This is a genomic window from Streptomyces sp. 13-12-16, from assembly GCF_002114215.1.
In the GTDB taxonomy this organism is placed as follows: Bacteria; Actinomycetota; Actinomycetes; order Streptomycetales; family Streptomycetaceae; genus Streptomyces.
The window spans coordinates 1-14,091 of sequence record NZ_NCTE01000097.1 but is presented as its reverse complement, the minus strand read 5'-3'; the positions used below and the strand labels follow the sequence as shown (position 1 = coordinate 14,091).

At 71.3% G+C, this 14,091-nt stretch carries 11 protein-coding genes and 1 pseudogene; 1 reads left to right on the top strand and 11 read right to left on the bottom strand.

What is annotated here, in order from left to right:
• The 8 genes and pseudogenes from B7767_RS04945 to B7767_RS04910 all read right to left on the bottom strand — a co-directional run.
• Positions 1–301, bottom strand: a pseudogene (locus B7767_RS04945) (hypothetical protein); the annotation flags it as partial.
• Positions 298–1,191, bottom strand: a complete 894-nt coding sequence (locus tag B7767_RS04940) for a xanthine dehydrogenase family protein subunit M (protein ID WP_085571035.1) — start codon at positions 1,189–1,191, stop codon at positions 298–300. The pseudogene B7767_RS04945 and the gene B7767_RS04940, both read right to left, overlap by 4 nt.
• Before the next feature lie 321 nt (positions 1,192–1,512).
• Positions 1,513–3,171, bottom strand: coding sequence for a beta-N-acetylhexosaminidase (locus B7767_RS04935; protein WP_373408193.1), 1,659 nt, complete (start codon positions 3,169–3,171; stop codon positions 1,513–1,515).
• A 1-nt stretch (position 3,172) separates the two neighbouring features.
• Positions 3,173–4,018, bottom strand: a complete 846-nt coding sequence (locus tag B7767_RS04930) for a carbohydrate ABC transporter permease (RefSeq protein ID WP_085571034.1) — start codon at positions 4,016–4,018, stop codon at positions 3,173–3,175.
• Positions 4,019–4,047: 29 nt separating this feature from the next.
• Positions 4,048–5,037, bottom strand: coding sequence for a carbohydrate ABC transporter permease (locus B7767_RS04925; RefSeq protein ID WP_107485801.1), 990 nt, complete (start codon positions 5,035–5,037; stop codon positions 4,048–4,050).
• On the bottom strand, positions 5,034–6,326 hold the full coding sequence (locus tag B7767_RS04920) for an extracellular solute-binding protein (protein WP_085571033.1): 1,293 nt from the start codon (positions 6,324–6,326) through the stop codon (positions 5,034–5,036). The genes B7767_RS04925 and B7767_RS04920 overlap by 4 nt, the downstream gene beginning before the upstream one ends.
• 225 nt (positions 6,327–6,551) lie before the next feature.
• Positions 6,552–6,833 (bottom strand): DUF3039 domain-containing protein, encoded by a 282-nt coding sequence (locus B7767_RS04915; protein WP_073931595.1) that lies wholly within the window; start codon positions 6,831–6,833, stop codon positions 6,552–6,554.
• Positions 6,834–6,863: 30 nt separating this feature from the next.
• Positions 6,864–7,436, bottom strand: a complete 573-nt coding sequence (locus B7767_RS04910; RefSeq protein ID WP_073931594.1) for a YqgE/AlgH family protein — start codon at positions 7,434–7,436, stop codon at positions 6,864–6,866.
• A gap of 254 nt (positions 7,437–7,690) precedes the next feature.
• Between B7767_RS04910 and murA the strand changes: the two genes are divergently transcribed.
• The gene (gene murA, locus B7767_RS04905; protein WP_085571032.1) at positions 7,691–9,037 is read left to right on the top strand and encodes a UDP-N-acetylglucosamine 1-carboxyvinyltransferase; all 1,347 of its coding nucleotides are present in this window, start codon (positions 7,691–7,693) and stop codon (positions 9,035–9,037) included.
• 153 nt (positions 9,038–9,190) lie between these two features.
• On the opposite strand, the gene B7767_RS04900 is transcribed toward murA, so the two are convergent.
• The 3 genes from B7767_RS04900 to B7767_RS04890 all read right to left on the bottom strand — a co-directional run bounded on the left by B7767_RS04900 (position 9,191) and on the right by B7767_RS04890 (position 13,917).
• Entirely contained in the window at positions 9,191–9,472 is a 282-nt protein-coding gene (locus tag B7767_RS04900) for an HU family DNA-binding protein (protein WP_004987462.1), read from the bottom strand.
• A gap of 335 nt (positions 9,473–9,807) precedes the next feature.
• The gene (locus B7767_RS04895; RefSeq protein ID WP_085571031.1) at positions 9,808–11,226 is read right to left on the bottom strand and encodes an NAD-dependent malic enzyme; all 1,419 of its coding nucleotides are present in this window, start codon (positions 11,224–11,226) and stop codon (positions 9,808–9,810) included.
• Positions 11,227–11,619: 393 nt separating this feature from the next.
• On the bottom strand, positions 11,620–13,917 hold the full coding sequence (locus tag B7767_RS04890) for a UvrD-helicase domain-containing protein (protein ID WP_085571030.1): 2,298 nt from the start codon (positions 13,915–13,917) through the stop codon (positions 11,620–11,622).
• Between the last annotated feature and the right edge of the window lie 174 nt (positions 13,918–14,091).

The window sequence follows — 14,091 nt, the reverse complement described above, 5'->3', positions numbered from 1 at the left end:
CGCCGGAAGCCTGCGGGTCGTGCCACTGGGCGCCGTCGACGGGCGCGCCGGGCACCCCCCAGGAGCCGGTGGCGGCCGGGTCGGTGCCCGCGGTGATCGCCGGGTCGACCGCGATCTGCGGCGGCACGTAGCCGTGGCCGGGCGCGGCGAGCGGGCTCTCCATGGCGTCCAGCAGGGCGTCGATGCCGCCCTCGGGGAGGTTCACGAAGGCCGTGGCGCCGTCGTCGTAGTCGCCCTGGGGCAGCGGGTCCCAGCGGCTGCCGCCCGGGGGCGTGCCCTGTCCGTGCTGGTCGTCGGTCACGACAGCGCCCTCCCCAGTGCTCGTCGGGCCAGCGCGGCGACGGTGCGCCGCAGGTGCAGTACCGCGGGCGGAAGCGGTGGGACGGTGCCGTCCTCGCCGGGGGCGGCGTCGGGGATGCAGGCCGCGGCGACGTACTCCCCGAACGCGTTCAGTGCCTCGGGCACGATCGCGCGGTTGTTGTCCCAGTCGATGAGCTGCGCGACCCACTGCTCGGCCTGCAGGGGCCGCAGCGGCATCGGAGCTATGGCGCCCACCGCGCAGCGCACCCCGCGGCGGGCCGGGTCGAGCACCAGGGCGACGGAGGCGACCGCGCGGCCGGGGCCGGTGCGGCCGGTCGCCTTCAGGAAGACCTGGGGGGCGTGCAGCAGCGGCACGCGCACGTAGCCGATGAGTTCGCCGGGGCGCAACAGGTCCATCCCGGCCAGCAGGTGCGACACCGGGAGTTCCCGGCGGGCCCCGCCCGGACCCGCGATGATCAGCGTCGCCTCCAGCGCGGCCAGCACCGGCAGCGCGTCCCCGGTGGGGGCGGTGGAGGCGATGTTGCCGCCCAGGGTGCCCGCGTTGCGGATGTGCGGCGGTCCGGCCGCGCGCGCGGAGGCGGCGAGCGCCGGGATGAGGGCGGCGAAGTCGGGGCGTCCCATGCGCGCGTGGGTGAGACCGGCGCCGAGCAGCGCGTGTCCGTCCAGGTACTGCCAGCCGCGGATCTCGCTGATCTTGCCGAGGCCGACCAGCGCGGCGGGCCTGAGCTGCCCGGAGTTGACGGCGGCCATCAGGTCGGTGCCGCCCGCGACGGGCACGGCGGCGGGCATCGCCGTGAGGGCCGCCACGGCCTCGTCGAGTGTCGTGGGCAGCGTCACGGCCTGCGCCGCCTGCGGTGCGTGCGTGCTCAAGTCCGGCTGCCCCTTCCCGCTGCCCCACCTGGTCCCACCTGTGCTGCCGTACGGTACGGCCTGACAGGGCGGACGTGGCAACTCTGGCACATCTTGGCAGGTGCCGAGGACGGGGGTCCGCTAGGAGGCATTCGCCCACCTCACCCCGGACGTGGTCGGTTTCGCCCCACATCACCGATGCGCTTCGGATCGGCACTCTTCGGTGACTTTTCCACCCGTTTCGCATGACCTGTTCGGCACGGTCCGAACAGGTGCGCACACCCCGTTCGGGTCCCCGGCGCCGGGCGGGCCGCACCGCGCCGGGAACCCGGAACGGGCGGGCTACCCGACCGGCGGCGGGCCGTCGAGCGGGCGCCCCAGGACCCCCGGACGCCGCTGCCAGGGCAGCGGTCCGGTGGGCGGCCGGTAGGCGACCCCGAGGGCGTCCAGGCGCCGGTAGTGGGCGGTCATCCGCCGCTCGAAGCCGGCGAAGTCCCGGTCCGCGGGGGCGGGCAGGTCGCTCCAGGCGACCTCGGAGAGCGCGGCGAGCCGGGGGAACGTCTGGTAGTCGACCCGCCCCTGGTCCTCCATCACCTCGGTCCACACGTTGGCCTGGGTGCCCAGCACCCGCGCGGCCTCCTCGCCGGTCAGCTCCGGCGGCACGGGCTCGAACCGGTAGACGTCCTCCAGGGTGCGCACGTACCCGATCGGCACCGGCTCGTCGGGGCCCGCGTCCTGACGGTAGTCCAGGTACACGTACTGCTGGGGGCACATGACCACGTCGTGCCCCGCGCGGGCGGCGGCGACCCCGCCGGAGTAGCCGCGCCAGGACGACACCGCGGCGCCGGGGGCCAGGCCGCCCTCCAGGATCTCGTCCCAGCCGATCAGCCGCCGCCCCCGCGCGGTGAGCCACTCGTCGAAGTGCCCGATGAACCAGGACTGGAGCGCGTCCTCGTCCGGCAGTCCGAGGTTGCCGATCTGTTTCTGCGCGGCGTCCGACTCGCGCCACTGGTCCTTGAGGCATTCGTCGCCGCCGATGTGCACGAACGGCGAGAAGGGGCCGGCGTCCGCGGGGAACAGTTCCAGGACTTCCTCGAGCACCCCTTCGTAGAACCGCAGGGTGTTGTCGGTGGGGGCGAGTACGTTCGGATTGATCCCCCAGGTGTCCCAGACGGTCAGGGAGGCGGTGTCGACGACATCGGAGTTGCCGAGTTCCGGATACGCGGCGATGGCGGCCTGCGAGTGGCCGGGTACGTCGATTTCCGGGACGACGCTGATATGCCGCTCGGCGGCGTAGGCGACGATCTCGCGGATGTCGTCCCGGGTGTAGTGACCGCCGTGCGGCCTGTCGTCCCACAGCGGTGACGCGCGGTGTCCGATTTTCGTCCGGGCGCGCCAGGAGCCGATCTCGGTGAGCTTCGGATACCGCTGGATCTCGATGCGCCAGCCCTGGTCGTCCGTCAGGTGGAAGTGGAGGACGTTGAGTTTGTGCGCCGCCATCAGGTCGAGATAGCGCAGCACGCCTTCCTTGGGCATGAAGTGCCGGGCCACGTCGAGCATGAGTCCGCGCCAGCGGAAGCGGGGCCGGTCCTGGATCTCGGCTTCCGGCAGTTCCCAGGCGGCGCCTTTGAGGGGCGCCCGCCGGAACGCGTCGGGGCCGAGCAGTTGCCGGAGCGTCTGCGCGCCCGCGAAGGCGCCGGCCGGGTCACCGCTCACGATCAGCGCGCGGTCGTCACGGATGGTGATGCGGTAGGCCTCGGGCGGGAGGTGGTGGTCGTGCCGCAGCTCGATGGCGTTCTCCGCGGCCCGTCCGGGCGGGCCGGGTTCGCCCTCCCTCAGCGGCAGGCCGGTGGCCGCCTGCAGGGTCGTGCGCAGCCAGCGTTCGGCACTGCCCACCCCCGGTCCCGCCGTCAGCGTCGTGTCCTCGTCGAGGACGAAGACCCGCTCGCCCCACGTGCTCACGCTCAGCGGCGCGGGAATCAGTTCCGTCAGTGAAGTCACATCAGTCCTTTACCGCGCCGCCCAGTCCGGAGACCAGGCGCCGCTGTACGAGTACGAAGAAGACCAGTACCGGAATCGTCATCACCGTGGACGCCGCCATGACCCCGCCCCAGTCCGGCTCGTCGGGTTTGTAGAAGACCAGCAGCGCCATCGGCAGGGTCGACTGCGAGATGTCGCTGATGATGAAGGACTTGGCGAACAGGAAGTCGTTCCAGGTGGAGATGAACGAAAACACGCTGGTGGCCACCAGGCCCGGCAGGACGAGCGGGAAAAGGATCTGCCAGAGAAAGCGGGCGCGGCTCGCCCCGTCGATGTAGGCGGCCTCCTCCAGCGCTTCCGGAACGGCCTTCACGAACCCCCGCAGCATCCAGATCGCGAAGGGCAGGGAGAACGCGATGTGCGGCAGGATCAGCGACCACAGCGTGTTCAACTGTCCGAAGTCCCGCATGACGAAGAACAACGGGATGGTCAGCGCCTCCACGGGCACCATCTGGGCCACCAGAAACATGATCAGCAAGGTGGTCCGCAGCCGGAACCGGAATCGTGTCACGGCGGTCGCGGCGAGAAAGGCGATCAGCGCGGAGGCGATCACCACGGCGAGAGCGACGACGACGCTGTTGAGGAAGTACCGGCCGAATTCCTGCTGCCCGAACACCCGCCGGAACGAGTCCAGCGTGGGCGCGAGCGTCCAGGGCCGCGGCTCGGTCGACTCGATCTCCCCGGCCGGTTTGAAGGCGCTCAGCACCATCCAGTACAGCGGGAAGGCCACCACGGCGGCGATCAGCAGCGCCGCCGACTCGGCCGCCAGCCGCCCCGGACGCCGTACGAACCGGCGCACAGGATTCACCCGGGGTTTTCCGTCCCGGCTCACAAGGCTCACAGTTCCTCCCCCTGGCGGCGCAGCAGCCGCAGGTACACCAGCGTCACGCCGAGCAGGATCAGCAGCATCACCACGCCGATCGCCGCGCCGAGGCTGTACTGCGAGGACGCGAACGCCTGCTGGTAGGCGTAGACGTTCAGGACCAGGTTCTGGCCGGCGATGCCCCCGCCGTTCGTCATGACGTAGATCTGGGTGAAGACCTTGAAGTCCCAGATGACCGACTGGATGGTGACGACGACCAGGATCGGCCGGAGCATCGGCGCGAGCACCGAGCGCCAGATCCGCCACTGCGAGGCCCCGTCCAGGGAGGCGGCCTCCAGCACCTCGGACGGTACGGCGCGGATCCCGGCGTAGACCGTCACCATCACGAACGGGAAGGAGCACCAGACCACTTCGAGCAGGACGAGGAAGAAGGCGCTGAACCGTCCGTACGTCCACGAGTGGTCGCCGAGCCCCAGCACCCGGTTGACCGGCCCGAAGTCGGCGTCGAAGAGGAACAGCCACACCGTGGACCCGGTGATCGCCGGGGTCGCCCACGCGCCGAGCGCGGCCAGCATCAGCGCCAGCCGCGGCACGGCCCGCACGCGGGTGAGCAGCACGGCGAGCGCACACCCCACGGCCAGCGTGCACACCACACAGGCCGCCGCGAACACCACGGTGGCCAGCAGCACCTGCCAGAACTGCTCGTCGCCGAAGAGCTCCGCGTAGTTCCCGAACCCCTCGAAGGTGGTCGGTTCCCCACCGCTGACCTGGGCCTGGGTGTAGTGGAAGAGCGAGATCAGCCCGAGCTGGTAGATCGGGTAGGCGAGCAGCCCGCCGAGCACGACCAGCGCCGGTGCCAGATACAACCAGGGTGCGCCGGAACGCCCCTGACGGGAACGCGGGGCCGTACCGGATCCGCGGCCGCCGCCGCGTGGGCGCGAGGGACCGCGGACCACCCGCACCCGCCCGCGCTTCACGGCCTCCGAGGTCGTGGGCACCGTCATCCGACGGATCCGAACGCCTCGTTCATCTTCTTCGCCGCGTCCGCCGAGGCCGCGGCCACACTCTTCTTACCACTCACGACCTCCTGGAACATCGTCGGCAGCACCGACGACGAATCGATCCGCGCCCACGCCGCCGAAGCCGGCACGAACTTCGTGTCGGCCGCCAGCGTCTCGACGAACGGCTTCACGAAGGGCTCCTTCGCGGCCACCTGCTCCCGCACGTCGGAGAAGGTGGGCAGGAACCCCATGCCCTCGAAGAGCGCGCCCTGTGCCTCCTTCGAGGCGAGCCGCTTCATCAGGTCGACGGCGAGGGTCCGGTGCGACGTGGACTTCAGCACGCCGAGGTTGTTCCCCCCGGCGAACGCGGGGGCGATGGACCCGGCCTCGACGCCCGGCAGCGGCACGACGGCGTACTTGCCCTTGACCTTCCCGGCCTCGACGGCCGCGTGGCTGAAGTCGCCGCCGATCGCCATGGCCGCCTTGCCCGAGGCGAAGGCGGTCACCGTGTCGTTGCCGCCCATGCCGGCGCACTTGGCGGCCGGGCAGTTGTCGTCGCCGAAGAGGGAGGTGTACGCCTCGATGCCCTTCCGGGATTCGGCGCTGTCGATGGCGGAGGCGTACGAGCCCTCCTTGCCGGTGGCGAGTTCGCCGCCGTGGGCCCAGAGGAAGGGCATCGCGCCGTAGGTGTAGGCGCCGCCGACCGCGATGCCGTACATGTCGGGCCTGGCGGCGCGGATCCGCTTCGCGGTGGAGACCAGCTCGGCCTGGGTCTTCGGGACGTCGAGGCCGAGTTCGTCGAAGACGTCGGTGCGGTAGTAGAGCGCGCGGACGCCGACGAAGTACGGGGCCCCGTAGACCTTGCCGTCGACGGTGACCGACTGTCCGGCGGTCGGGTCGGTGTCCTTGGCCTCGTCCCAGGCCCCGAACTCCTCGGTGATGTCGGCGAGTCCGCCGTCCTTCACGTAGCCGGCGGTGTCGGTGTTGCCGTACTCGATGAGGTCGGGCGCGGACTTCGGGTCGTTGAAGGCGGCCTTGATGCGCTGGGCGCGGGTCTCGACGGGGATGTACTCGACGGTGACGTCGGTGTCCTCGTGTGCCTTCTCGAACTCGGCGAGGACGGAGTCGACGACCTGTTCCTTGGGCTCGTTGTTGACCTCCTGGAAGAGCCAGACGCGGAGGGTGCCGGTCTTCTCGTCCTTGTCGGAGGAGGAGTTGCCGGAGGTCTGGGGCGCGCAGGCGGCGGTGGCGAGGACGGCCGCGACGGCGACCAGGCGGGCGGACAGCTTCATGGAGTTGCTCCTCCGAGCACGTTGCAACATACGCAATGGCGGTTTCGCTGTGCACAACACACCGGAGGCTAGGGACTGGGTGAACCGCGCCACAAGAGGTCTCAACCACTCTGTGACCGGCGGACGCACCCTGCGCAACGCGCGGACAGCACAAAGGCCCCCAGGGCACGCAAAGCGCACCCCGGGGGCCTGTGAGGACCGGACCGACGGAGGGGAGGGGACGGACTACTTGTCGCCCTTGCCCTTGTCGTCGCCGCCGGCGCCCATGGACTCGTAGATCTCCTTGCACATGGGACACACCGGGTACTTCTTCGGGTCGCGGCCGGGCACCCACACCTTGCCGCACAGCGCCACGACGGGAGTCCCGTCGAGGGCGCTCGCCATGATCTTGTCCTTCTGGACGTAGTGGGCGAAGCGCTCGTGGTCACCGTCGCCGTGGGAGGTCTGCGGCGTCGGCTCGACGAGGGTCCCCGTACCAGTCCCGCGCTCGGGCTCAAGAGTGCTCATAACTGCCAAGGGTACTGAAGCCCGCACGCATCAGTTGAGCGAAGGGTCGTCCGGATAGGTGGCCACCATCGCCAGCTCGTTGCGCTGGCGGCGCAGCACCTCGCGCCAGAGCCGCTCCGGGGACGGGGAGGAGACGTCCCCGGGTTCCGACTCCACGACGTACCAGGCGCCGTCCACCAGCTCGTCCTCGAGCTGGCCGGGACCCCAGCCGGCGTACCCGGCGAAGATGCGCAGCGAGCCGAGGACGGAGGCGAGCAGCTCCGGCGGGGCCTCCAGGTCGACCAGCCCGATCGCGCCGTGCACCCGGCGCCAGCCCAGCGGCGCGGCCTCCCCGGCCGTACCGCCGGGGACGACGGCGACCCCGAGGGCCGAGTCCAGCGACACCGGACCGCCCTGGAAGACGACACCCGGTTCGCCGGCCAGGTCCGCCCAGCCCTCCAGGATGTCGCCCACGTCCACCGGCGTCGGGCGGTTGAGGACGACGCCGAGGGAGCCCTCCTCGTCGTGGTCGAGGAGGAGCACCACCGCGCGGTCGAAGTTCGGGTCCGCCAGGGCGGGAGTGGCCACGAGCAGCCGCCCTGTGAGCGAGGACACCTCGGTCATGCCAGACATGATCCCGCATCTCGCTCCCGCGTGGGGAGGCAACGGGGGTACGGGAGTGAATGCAGCTCAGGGCGGACCGGAGCGCGCCCGGCGCACGGCGGGGGCGGTGACCCCGTGTGCCCGGCCGCGAACCCTTCGTGTTGTGACAGACCCATGACGTCCCAGGGCCCTCCTCGGGCTTACGGAAGGGGGGCCGGGGGCGATTACCCTTTCCCTTCTGGCCCCTGCCCCACTCCCCACGGAACGCGAGATTCATGACCGTCAACGACGTCGATGACGTACTGCTTGTCCACGGCGGGACCCCGCTGGAGGGCGAGATCCGTGTCCGCGGTGCGAAGAACCTCGTGCCGAAGGCCATGGTCGCCGCGCTGCTGGGCAGCGCACCGAGCCGTCTGGGCAACGTCCCCGACATCCGTGACGTCCGGGTCGTCAGGGGTCTGCTGCAGCTGCACGGCGTGACGGTCCGTCCGGGCGAGGAGCCCGGCGAACTGGTGCTCGACCCCACGTACGTGGAGAGCGCCAACGTCGCTGACATCGATGCCCACGCCGGGTCCTCGCGGATCCCGATCCTGTTCTGCGGCCCGCTGCTGCACCGGCTCGGGCACGCGTTCATCCCGGGGCTGGGCGGCTGCGACATCGGCGGCCGGCCCATCGACTTCCACTTCGACGTGCTGCGGCAGTTCGGCGCGACGATCGAGAAGCGGGCGGACGGCCAGTACCTGGAGGCCCCGCAGCGGCTGCGCGGCACCAAGATCCGGCTGCCCTACCCCTCGGTCGGCGCGACCGAGCAGGTGCTGCTGACGGCGGTCCTCGCGGAGGGCGTCACCGTGCTGTCCAACGCGGCGGTGGAGCCGGAGATCGAGGACCTGATCTGCGTCCTGCAGAAGATGGGCGCCATCATCGCGATGGACACCGACCGGACCATCCGCATCACCGGTGTGGACAAGCTCGGCGGCTACACCCACCGTGCCCTGCCCGACCGCCTGGAGGCCGCCTCCTGGGCGTCCGCGGCGCTGGCGACCGAGGGCAACATCTACGTCCGCGGCGCCCAGCAGCGCTCGATGATGACGTTCCTGAACACCTTCCGGAAGGTCGGCGGCGCCTTCGAGATCGACGACGAGGGCATCCGCTTCTGGCACCCCGGCGGACAGTTGAAGTCCATCGCGCTGGAGACGGACGTGCACCCGGGCTTCCAGACGGACTGGCAGCAGCCGCTGGTGGTCGCGCTGACCCAGGCGACGGGCCTGTCCATCGTCCACGAGACGGTCTACGAGTCCCGGCTGGGCTTCACCTCCGCGCTCAACCAGATGGGCGCGCACATCCAGCTCTACCGCGAGTGCCTGGGCGGCTCCGACTGCCGCTTCGGCCAGCGCAACTTCCTCCACTCGGCGGTCGTCTCGGGCCCGACGAAGCTCCAGGGCGCGGATCTGGTCATCCCCGACCTGCGCGGCGGCTTCTCCTACCTCATCGCCGCCCTCGCCGCCCAGGGCACCTCCCGCGTCCACGGCATCGGCCTGATCAACCGCGGCTACGAGAACTTCATGGAGAAGCTCGTGGAGCTGGGCGCGAAGGTGGAACTCCCGGGCAAGGCCCTGGGCTGACGGGAACCTTCACTCACGCCGATGGGGCGGTCACCCGGATCCGGGTGACCGCCCCATCGGCGTGAGTGAAGGCGCCCCCGAAGGGGCGCGGGGAACTGCGCGACCGGCCACAGCCGGCCCGCAGTTGCCCACGACACTCTCAAGAAGGCAAGGTCACTTGCCCTTGGCGGCTTCCTTGAGCTTCGAGCCCGCCGACACCTTCACGCTGTACCCCGCGGGGATCTGAATCGGCTCACCGGTCTGCGGGTTGCGCGCGGTGCGCGCGGCCCGGTGGGTGCGCTCGAAGGTCAGGAAGCCGGGGACGGTGACCTTCTCGTCGCCCTTGGAGACGATGTCGCCGACGACCTCGGCGAACGCGGCCAGCACGGCGTCGGCGTCCTTGCGGGTCACCTCGGCGCGGTCGGCCAGCGCGGCCACCAGCTCACTGCGGTTCATGTTGTTACTCCCGTGTTCTTCTTGCCGTTGAGGCGTGCCACGCGGCGGAGCCGCATGTCGGGCACGGCCAAGCCGATGCTGCCAGGTTCCTCGGTGGGTCCCCGGACCCGGGTCCCTCGTCGGACCCTCGCGCCCAGGGACGCATCCTGCCTCTACCTGCGGCGGTAATGCCAATCCGGCACCCGCAGGAGTCGTGAGAACACCCCGGGGAGTCACACGAAGAGCGCCACGGCCCGGCCGCCACCATAGAGGGCCACCAGGATCTTCGGGTGCCCCGACGCGCCGGTTCGAACCGGTCGTGGTGATCCTCACAACCCCCTCGGTGCCAGGTTTCCCTAGGAGGCCGAGGCCCCCGCCGCCTTCGCCGCGTCGCGGACCGCGCCCGCGACGGCGCCCGCGACCTTGTCGTTGAAGACGCTGGGGATGATGTAGTTCGGGTTGAGCTCGTCCTCGGTCACCACGTCGGCGAGGGCCTTGGCGGCGGCCAGCATCATCTCGGTGTTGACGGTGCGGGACTGGGCGTCCAGCAGGCCGCGGAAGACGCCCGGGAAGACCAGCACGTTGTTGATCTGGTTGGGGAAGTCGGAGCGGCCGGTGGCCACAACGGCCGCCGTCTGGCGGGCGATTGCCGGGTCCACCTCGGGGTCGGGGTTCGCGAGCGCGAACACGATCGCGCCCTCGGCCATCGCGGACACGTCCGTGCCGTCGAGGACGTTCGGGGCGGAGACGCCGATGAAGACGTCCGCGCCGCGCACGGCCTCCTTCAGGGTGCCGGTGAGGTTCTCGGGGTTGGTGTTGTCGGCGATCCAGCGCAGCGCGGAGCCGGGGGCGGCGTCGACCAGGTCGGCGCGGCCGGCGTGCACGACGCCGTGGATGTCGGCCACCACGGCGTTCTTCACCCCGGCGGCGAGCAGCAGCTTCAGGATGGCCGTGCCGGCGGCACCGGCGCCGGACATCACGACGCGGATGCCGTCGATGGCCTTGCCGGTGACCCGCAGGGCGTTGGTCAGGGCCGCGAGGACGACGATCGCGGTGCCGTGCTGGTCGTCGTGGAAGACGGGGATGTCCAGGGCCTCGCGCAGCCGCGCCTCGATCTCGAAGCAGCGGGGGGCGGAGATGTCCTCCAGGTTGATGCCGGCGAAGCCGGGGGCGATGGCCTTGACGATCTCGACGATCGCGTCGGTGTCCTGGGTGTCCAGGCAGATCGGCCAGGCGTCGATGCCGGCGAACCGCTTGAACAGGGCCGCCTTGCCCTCCATCACCGGCAGCGCGGCCTTCGGGCCGATGTTGCCCAGGCCCAGCACCGCGGAGCCGTCCGTCACGACCGCAACGGAATTGCGCTTGATGGTCAGACGGCGGGCGTCCTCGGGGTTCTCCGCGATCGCCATGCACACGCGGGCCACACCGGGCGTGTAGACCATGGACAGGTCGTCACGGTTGCGGATGGGGTGCTTCGACGCCATCTCGATCTTGCCGCCGAGGTGCATCAGGAACGTACGGTCGGAGACCTTGCCCAGGGTGACGCCCTCGATGCCCCGCAGCTGCTCGACGATCTCGTCGGCGTGCGAGGTGGAGGAAGCCGCGATGGTGACGTCGATACGGAGCTTCTCGTGGCCGGACGCGGTGACGTCGAGGCCGGTCACCGAGCCTCCGGAGGACTCCACGGCCGTGGTGAGCTGCGATACGGCGGTTCCGCTCGCGGGCACCTCCAGCCGGATCGTCATCGAGTAGGAGACGCTGGGCGCCGTTGCCATGGCCGACTTCCTCTGCTTTTACCGTGTCGCTAAACGTGCCGTCCGATCGTCGCACCTACCCCTGAGTACGCGGTAGCCGCCCCGGATTGCGGACGTTTTGTTCATCGGCTCGTGCCGTCTGACGGAAAATCTTTTCCACCATACGAGAGGCTCCCGGACAAGAAAAGAGGTCCACGTCACAAACCGTGACGTGGACCTCTCGACTGCTTGAGTGACACCGACCCGCCATGCTCGCCTCGCGGCAAGTGGTCGCTCGAAGCGACTAAGGTTGGGCCCGGGGGCTTGGATCGGGCCGGTGCCACACCAAGGCTAACAAACGGATCCGGTGAGGCCATTCCCGTGGCGCAACCCGTTTTTTCCGGGCGCCCCTCAGCCCCTCGCTTCCCGGCTCCCTCACTCCCTCAGCAGATCCGGCACCCCGGCCGCGTCCGGCTCGTCGCGGTCCGCCGAGACCACCGTGAGCTGCTGCGTGGCCCGGGTCAGGGCGACGTACAGGACCCGCAGGCCGGCCGGGGACTCGTCGGCGATCTCCGCGGGGGAGACGACGATCGTCGCGTCGTACTCCAGGCCCTTGGCCTCCAGGCTGCCGAGCGCCACCACGCGGTCGCCGAGCCCGTCGAGCCAGCGGCGGGCCTCCTCGCGGCGCTGCATGGCGACGACCACGCCGACGGTGCCGTCCACGCGCTCCAGCAGCCGGGCCGCCTCCGCGCGCACGGTCTCGCCCAGCGGCCCCTCCGCGACGGAGAAGCGCGGCTCGACGCCGGTGGAGCGCACCGCCCTCGGCGACCGCGACCCCGGCATGGCGAGGGCGAGCACCTTCGACGCCAGCTCGGCGATCTCGGCGGGGTTGCGGTAGTTCACCGTGAGCTCGAAGCGGCGGCGCGGGCGGGTGCCGAGGGCCTCGTCGCGGGCCTGGGCGGCCTCGTCGGGGTCGGACCAGGAGGACTGGGCCGGGTCGCCCACGACCGTCCAGGTGGCGTGCCGGCCGCGGCGGCCGACCATGCGCCACTGCATCGGGGTGAGGTCCTGCGCCTCGTCGACGATGACGTGCGCGTACTCGACGCGCTCCTGGGCGAGCCGCTCGGCCCGCTCCCGCTGCGTCTCCTCGCGCACCGGCATCAGCTCCTCCAGGCCGGTGAGCTGGTCCAGCGGGTCGAGCTCGCGCTTCCTGCGGGGGCGGGCCGGGGCACCGAGGATCGCCTGGAGCTCGTCGAGCATCGCGATGTCGTGCACGGAGCGGCCGCCGCGCTTCAGCGCGCGGGCGACCTTGCGGACCTCGCCCGGGTTGAGGATCCGCCGGGCCCAGCGGCCGAGGCGCCGCTCGTCCGCCATGGCGTCCAGGACGACCGCCGGGGTCAGCTCGGGCCACCAGGCGTCGAGGAAGGCGATGAAGTCGTCCTCGGTGGTGACGTCCTCGTCGAAGGAGGAGCGCAGCTCGGCGGCGAGCTGCGGGTCGGTGTGCCGGTTCCCGGCGCCGGAGCGCTCCCACAGGGCGTCCAGGAGCAGCTTGCGGGCGCGGGGGCGCAGCAGGTTGACCGGGGCGGTGCCGCCGAGGGCGGTGCGGCGGATGCCGGCCAGTTCCTCCGCCTCCAGCTCCAGCCGGCGGCCGAAGGCGACGACCCGCAGCCGCTGCGGTGCGTCGGGTCGCTCCAGCGCTCCGCGCGCGGCCTTCCGCAGCACCTTCAGCATGCGGTACGAGCCCTTGGCGCGGGCCACCGACGGGGAGTCGTACAGCGTGGCCTCGGCACCGTCGACCAGCGAGCCGATGGCGCGGATGGCGACCTGGCCCTCCTCGCCGAGCGAGGGCAGCACGCCCTCGGTGTAGGCGACGAGCAGCGGGGTGGGCGAGACGATGAGGATGCCGCCCGCGTACCGGCGCCGGTCCTGGTAGAGGAGGTAGGCCGCGCGGTGCAGGGCGACGGCGGTCTTGCCGGTGCCGGGGCCGCCCTCCACGTAGGTCACGGAGGCGGCGGGGGCGCGGATCACCAGGTCCTGCTCGGCCTGGATGGACGCCACGATGTCCCGCATGGTGTGCGTACGGGCCTGGCCGAGCGCGGCCATCAGGGCGCCGTCGCCGATCACGGGCAGCTCGCGGCCGTCCAGGGACGCCGTCAGCTCGGGGCGCATCAGGTCGTCCTCGACGCTCTGGACCCGGCGGCCCTTGGAGCGGATGACGCGGCGCCGCACGACCCGGCCGGGGTCGACCGGGGTGGACCGGTAGAAGGGTGCGGCGGCCGGCGCCCGCCAGTCGATGACCAGCGGGGCGTAGTCCTCGTCCAGGACGCCGATGCGGCCGATGTGCAGGGTCTCGGCGATGTCGGCGGTGTTGTCGGGGCGTACGGCGCCCTCGGCGGGCTCGACGGCGGTGTACGCGCCGTCGGGGCCCTTCTTGCCGTCCTTGCCGAGCAGCAGGTCGATCCGGCCGAAGAGGAAGTCCTCGTACTCGTTGTTCAGCCGGTTGAGGTGGATGCCGGCCCGGAAGACCTGGGCGTCCCGCTCGGCAAGGGCGCCGGGCGTGCCGACCTGGCCGCGCCGGGCGGCGTCGCGCATGAGGAACTCGGCCTCGTGGATCTTCTCCTCGAGGCGCAGGTACACCCGGTCGAGGTGTTCCTGTTCGACTCGGATCTCCCGGTCGCGAACGGAGTCGTGAACCGGATCGACCGCGGTTTCCTGTTGAGCCTGAGCGGCCACCGGGCCCCCTTCTGACGTGCTGGGCAGCCGTCAACCGTACGCGAAGGAGACCCCGGTCGGCTACGGGCCCGCCCGGTGGGCCCCTCAGGGGGCGCGGGGCCCGGCACGCGCTCTCCCGGAGGGGGAGCCCCGGCCGCGCCGTCGCCGGTCGCCGGCTCCCCCGCGCCCGGCCGC

What these genes read in the sequence shown, in the direction of transcription:
- B7767_RS04895 (WP_085571031.1), bottom strand. Translation starts at nt 11,226, where the DNA reads ATGGCAACGGCGCCCAGCGTCTCCTACTCGATGACGATCCGGCTGGAG.
- B7767_RS04925 (WP_107485801.1), bottom strand. Translation starts at nt 5,037, where the DNA reads ATGACGGTGCCCACGACCTCGGAGGCCGTGAAGCGCGGGCGGGTGCGG.
- B7767_RS04910 (WP_073931594.1), bottom strand. Translation starts at nt 7,436, where the DNA reads ATGACCGAGGTGTCCTCGCTCACAGGGCGGCTGCTCGTGGCCACTCCC.
- B7767_RS04920 (WP_085571033.1), bottom strand. Translation starts at nt 6,326, where the DNA reads ATGAAGCTGTCCGCCCGCCTGGTCGCCGTCGCGGCCGTCCTCGCCACC.
- B7767_RS04900 (WP_004987462.1), bottom strand. Translation starts at nt 9,472, where the DNA reads ATGAACCGCAGTGAGCTGGTGGCCGCGCTGGCCGACCGCGCCGAGGTG.
- murA (WP_085571032.1), top strand. Translation starts at nt 7,691, where the DNA reads ATGACCGTCAACGACGTCGATGACGTACTGCTTGTCCACGGCGGGACC.
- B7767_RS04915 (WP_073931595.1), bottom strand. Translation starts at nt 6,833, where the DNA reads ATGAGCACTCTTGAGCCCGAGCGCGGGACTGGTACGGGGACCCTCGTC.